1 protein-coding gene and 2 pseudogenes are annotated in these 5427 nt (G+C 73.0%); 2 read left to right on the top strand and 1 reads right to left on the bottom strand.

Annotation, left to right across the window (positions count from 1 at the left end):
• Positions 1-1799: amino acid adenylation domain-containing protein (locus tag NK214_RS24560; RefSeq protein ID WP_253315762.1), on the top strand; the 1799-nt coding region annotated here is incomplete at its 5' end.
• A pseudogene (locus tag NK214_RS24555) lies at positions 1799-4648 on the top strand (beta-ketoacyl synthase N-terminal-like domain-containing protein); the annotation flags it as partial. The gene NK214_RS24560 and the pseudogene NK214_RS24555, both read left to right, overlap by 1 nt.
• A 682-nt stretch (positions 4649-5330) precedes the next feature.
• On the opposite strand, the pseudogene NK214_RS24550 reads toward NK214_RS24555, so the two are convergent.
• Positions 5331-5427, bottom strand: a pseudogene (locus tag NK214_RS24550) (30S ribosomal protein S3); the annotation flags it as partial.

Genomic DNA, 5427 nt, shown 5'->3' with positions numbered 1-5427 from the left:
GGCTGGAAACCCCCATCGTCCGGCAGGCGCGGATCGCGCCGGAGGCGGTGGCGGTCAGGCAGGGCGGGACGACGCTGAGCTACGGCGCGCTGCTGCGCGAGGCGGAAGACATCGCCGGCGCGCTGCGGCAAAGCGGCGTGGCGCGCGGCGAGGTGGTGGCGGCCATTGTCGCGCCGGGGCCGCGCGCGGTGGCGGCGCTGCTGGGCATTGTGATGGCGGGCGCGGTCTATCTGCCGATAGAGCCGTCTTGGCCGGCCGCGCGCATAGAAGAACTGCTCGGCGAGGCCGGCGCCCGTCTCGCGCTGCTGAGCGCGGCAGGCCCGGCGCTGCCGGTGCCCGCGCTGCGTCTGGACCAGCCGCTGCCGCGCGGCGACGCGGGTCCGGCCGCGGACCTCGAGACCGGCGACGCGGCCTATGTGATCTTCACCTCGGGTTCCACCGGGCGGCCGAAGGGCGTGCTGATCGCGCACGAGGCCGCGGCGAACACCATAGACGACATCAACCAACGCTTCGCGGTCGGCCCGGCCGATCGCGCGCTGTGCGTGTCCTCGCTGGCCTTTGATTTGTCGGTCTACGACATTTTCGGCCTGCTCGCGGTCGGCGGCGAGGTGGTGTTCCCGGCCCGCTCGCGCGATCCGGACGCGATGGCCCAGGCGCTCTGCGACGGCGGGGTCACCATCTGGAATTCCGTGCCGGCGGTGCTGGAACTGATGCTGGAAGTGTCCGCGCCGCGTTCGCCGCATCTGCGCCTGGCGCTGATGAGCGGCGACTGGATCGCGCCCGGCCTGGCCGGGCGGCTGCGCGACGCGTTTCCGGCGCTGCGGCCGATCAGCCTGGGCGGGGCGACCGAGGTGTCGATCTGGTCGGTGGTGCATCCGATCGCGCCCGAGGACGCCGTGCTGGCGTCGATTCCCTACGGCCGGCCGCTGTCCAACCAGCAATGCTTCGTGCGCGCGCCCGACGGCCGGGAGCGGCCGGACGGCGTGGTGGGTGAGTTGCTGCTGGGCGGCCGCGGCCTCGCGCTCGCCTATCTGGGCAACGAGGCGGAAACCGAGCGCCGCTTCTTCATCGACGCCGAGGGCCGGCGACTCTACCGCACCGGCGATCTCGCGCGCTGGCAGCCGGACGGCGAGCTTGAACTGCTGGGACGGATGGACGGGCAGGTCAAGGTGCAGGGCTATCGGATCGAGCTGGGCGAGATCGAGGCGGCCGCGATGCGCGCCGGCTGCCTGGCGCGCGCCGTGGCCTCGGTGGCCCGGCGCAAGGACGCGACGGTGATCCAGCTGCACGTGGTGGCGCTGCCGGATCATCAAGGCGACGTGGTCGCGGCCGTGCGCACCCAACTGGTGCTGCATCTGCCCGCCTATATGCAGCCGCATCACGTGATGGTGCTGGACGCCTTGCCGCTGACGGCGAACGGCAAGGTGGACCGCGCGCGTCTCGCCGAGCTGGCGGCCCCGGCTCCCGCGCCGGCGACGCCGGCCGCGGCGGCGCGGCGCGACGCTTCGCTGGAGGCCACGATGCTGGCCGCCTTCGCCGAGGTGGTCGGCGTCGAGATAGACCCGCGGCAGGGCTTCTTCGACGCGGGCGCCACCTCGATGCACATCGTGAGGCTGCGCGCGCTGCTGGCGTCGCGCGGCGTCGCGGTGCCCCCGCTGGTCGATTTCTTTTCGCTGGCCACGATACGGGCGCTCGCCGAGCGCGCCGATACGGGCGAGGCGGACCTTTCCCCAATGATGGACGTCGACGGCGCGCGCGCCTATCGACAGCGCGTACGCGCACGCAAGGAGGCTTTGTAATGACTGATGCAACACCCGTAGACGCCGTAGCGATCATCGGCGCGAGCTGCCGCCTGCCCGGCGTCAGCACCCTGGAACAGTTCTGGTCGATGATAGCCGACGGCCGGGTCGCGATCGAACGCTTCGGCGCGGACGCGGCGCGCCGCGAGGGCGTGCCGGAAACGGTGCTGGCCCAGCCCGGCTTCGTCGGCGCCGGCGGTCCGCTGGACGGCGTCGATCAATTCGACGCGGCCTATTTCGGCATTCCGCCGTCGCAGGCGGCGGCGATGGACCCGCAGCAGCGGATTTTCCTTGAATGCGTGCACGAGGCGCTGGAGCGCGCCGGTCACGGCGCGGCGCGCGGCGCGCGCGTCGGCGTCTGGGCCGGCTCGGCCAGCGTCGATTATCTCGTCGACCACGTGCGCGACCGGCTGGATCGCGCGTCGCCCAACCGCTATCTGCAGCAATGGGTGGGCGTGGACAAGGACTATCTGGCCACCCAGGTCGCCTACCGGCTCGATTTCGGCGGCCCGGCCATCAGCTTGCAGACCGCGTGCTCGACTTCCCTTGTCGCCGTGGTTCAGGCGATGCAGGGACTGCTGAGCTTCCAGTGCGACTTCGCGGTGGCGGGCGGCGTCAGCGTCGCCTTGCCGCAGCGGCAGGGCCATGTGTACGAGGAGGGCAGCATTCTGTCCGCGGACGGCGCCTGCCGTCCGTTCACCACGGACAGCAGCGGCACCGTCTTCGGCAACGGCGCGGGCGTGGTGGTGCTGCGCCGCCTGGAGGACGCGCTGGCCGACGGCGACCCCATCATGGCGGTGATTCGCGGCGGCGCGGTCAACAACGACGGCGCGGCCAAGGTGGGCTTCACCGCGCCCGGCGGGCGCGGGCAGCAGGACGTGATCCGCCAGGCGCTGGCGCTCAGCGAGGTGGACGGCGCGTCGATAGGCTATGTGGAGACGCACGGCACCGGCACGGCGATCGGCGACGAGGTGGAACTGGCGGCGCTGGGCGCGGCCCTGGGCCAGCGTTCCGACGCCGACGCGCGCTGCGCGCTGGGCACGCTGAAGGCGAACGTCGGCCATCTGAACGCGGCGGCGGGCGCTTGCGGGCTGATCAAGGCCGCGCTGGCGGTGGAGCATGGGCGGATTCCGGCCGCCGTCGGCGCGGAACGCGCGATAGATGCGCTGCGCGGCGACGCCGGCTTCTACCTGCCGACGGAAACCGCGCCTTGGGACGCGCCGCAGCGGCGCGCCGGGGTCAGCTCCTTCGGCATCGGCGGCACCAACGCCCACGTGATCCTTGAAGCGGCGCCGCCGCGCGCGCCGCGCACGCCGGACGTCGCGCCGCTCTTGCTGCTGTCGGCGCGCGGCGAGGTCTTGCCCGCGTTGTGCGCGGACTACGCGGACTTTCTCGACGGCCATCCCGAGCTGAGGATAGAAGACGTTTGCCTGACGGCGGCGCTGGGGCGGCGGCATTGGGAGCAGCGCGCGGCGTTCCGCGCCGAATCCCGCGAGGCCTTGATCGCCGCGCTGCGCGGCTTCGCCGCCGGCGAGCCGAGCGCGGAGACGATCGCGGCGGAAGTGCCGGCGCGCGCGCCGGAGCTGAGCTTCGCCTTCGGCGGCGCCGAGGATCTGGACGCGGTATTGACCCGCGTGCAGCTGTGGCAGGCGAGCGGCGTCGTGCCGGCCAGCGTGTGCGCGACGGGGAGCGGGGTGTTCGCCGCGGCCTTCGCGGCGGGCGCGCTGAGTCTTGAGGATGCGCGGCAGCGCCGCGCAGAGCGCGCCGTCGCGCCGTCGCTATTGTGGATCAGCGCGGCCTCGGGCCTGCCGCTGGACAGCGCGGAAGCGGTGCGCGAAGAACTGGCCGGCGCGGGCACGGCGCCAGGCGCGGCGGACGCCGCCGAGGCGCTGGAAGCGGCCGGCGCGGAATGGGTGCTGGACTTCGGCGACACGGCGCTGGGCGCGGGCGCTGCCGGCATGGTGTCGCTCGATCCGGCCTCGCCGGACGCGCTGGCGCGGCTGTGGACCGCGGGCCTGACGCTGGAGCTGTCCCAGCATTACCGCGACGGCAACCGGGTGGCGCTGCCGACCTATCCCTTCCAGCGCCAGCGTCACTGGATAGACCGCGCGCCGCGCTTCCTGGCGGCGGGCGCGACGCCCTTCCTTGGACGGCGCACCGACGCGCCGGCCTTGGGCGCGACTTTCTTCGACGCCGAATGGAGCGTGGCCGTCTTGCCCTTCCTGCAGGATCACGTGATTTACGACAAGGTGGTGGTGTCCGGCGCGGCGCTCGCGGTGATGATGGCCGACGGCGCGCGCGCGCTCACCGGATCGGACGGCTGCGTGCTGAGCGATCTGCGCTTCCCGGCCGCGCTGGTGATTCCGTCGGGCGCGGCGCGCAAGGTCCAGCTGCAATTGGTGCGCGACGGCGACGGTTTCGAAGCCACGGTGTTGACGCTGGAGTCCGCCGACGTCCACGCGACGGCCAGGGTGGACGCCGGCGAGGCGCCGGGCGCCGCGCCGGCGGAGCCGGTGCGCGGAGAAGCGATCTCCACCGAGCTGATGGATAGCTGGCTGCGCGCGCGCAGCGTGGTGATGGGACCGACCTTCCGGCGTCTGTCGGACATCGTGGTCGGGGACGGCGACGCGTCTTGCGATATGCGGGACGACGCCGACGACGCCGGCTGGTTGCTGCACCCCGGGGTGCTGGATTCGGTGCTGCAACTGGTGGCCGCCGCCGCGCGGCCCGAGGGCAGCAAGGCTTTTGTGCCGACGCGTATCGCGCGGCTGGCGCTGCACGGGCGGACCGGCGCCGGGATGCGCTGTCACGCGTCGGCCGAGCGGGGGCAGGCCAGCCTGTTCGACGCCGGCAAGGTGCTGCTCGAAATGACCGGCCTGGAGTCGCGCGAGGTGACCCGTAATGAATTGCTGCGCGTCGAACCGCTGCGCGAGGGCTATGCGGTGGAATGGCGCGACGCGGCGGGCGGCGAGGCCGCCGCGCTGCCGCCGTCCATCGCCATCCTGAGCGGAGCGGGGGATACGGCGGCAGGGCTGGCGGCGATGCTGCGCGACGAAGGCAAGGAGGCCGTCGTGGTGGCGGCGGTGAACGATATTCCCTTCGACAAGGCGGGCCTGATCGTCGATTGCCGCGGGCTGGAGGCGCGCGGCGACGCGCCGGCGCCGGCGGTTTACGCCGGGGCGCTGGAACTGTTCGCCACGGCCGCGCGGCGCGAGCGGCCTTGCCGCATCGCCTTGGCGCTGGCGCCGGACGCGCCGGCCTCGGCGCCGCTGCAGGCGCTGTCGCGCGCGGTGGCGATGGAAACGCCGCATCTGCAGACGCTGGCGCTGCACGCGGGCGACGCGCGGGCGATCCGCCGCGGCCTGGATTACTTCGAGCGCGAGACCGAAGTCGCGGTCAAGGGCGAGGCGGTCGCCGCGCCGCGCTTCGACGAGCGCGCGTTGCCGCTCAGAGCTGACCTCGCGCTCTCGGCGGACGCCACGTGGCTGATCACGGGCGGGCTGGGCGAACTCGGCTTGCGCGTTGCGAGCTGGCTCGCCGCGCTGGGCGCGCGATGGTCACACGGCCAACCGAAGCGTGACCCAGACGCTTTTTCAGGAATTCGCGAACTTCGATATCCTGCTTCAGC

Source organism: Chromobacterium sp. S0633, from assembly GCF_024158805.1.
Lineage (GTDB): Bacteria > Pseudomonadota > Gammaproteobacteria > Burkholderiales > Chromobacteriaceae > Chromobacterium.
This window is presented reverse-complemented; position numbering and strand designations above follow the sequence as displayed.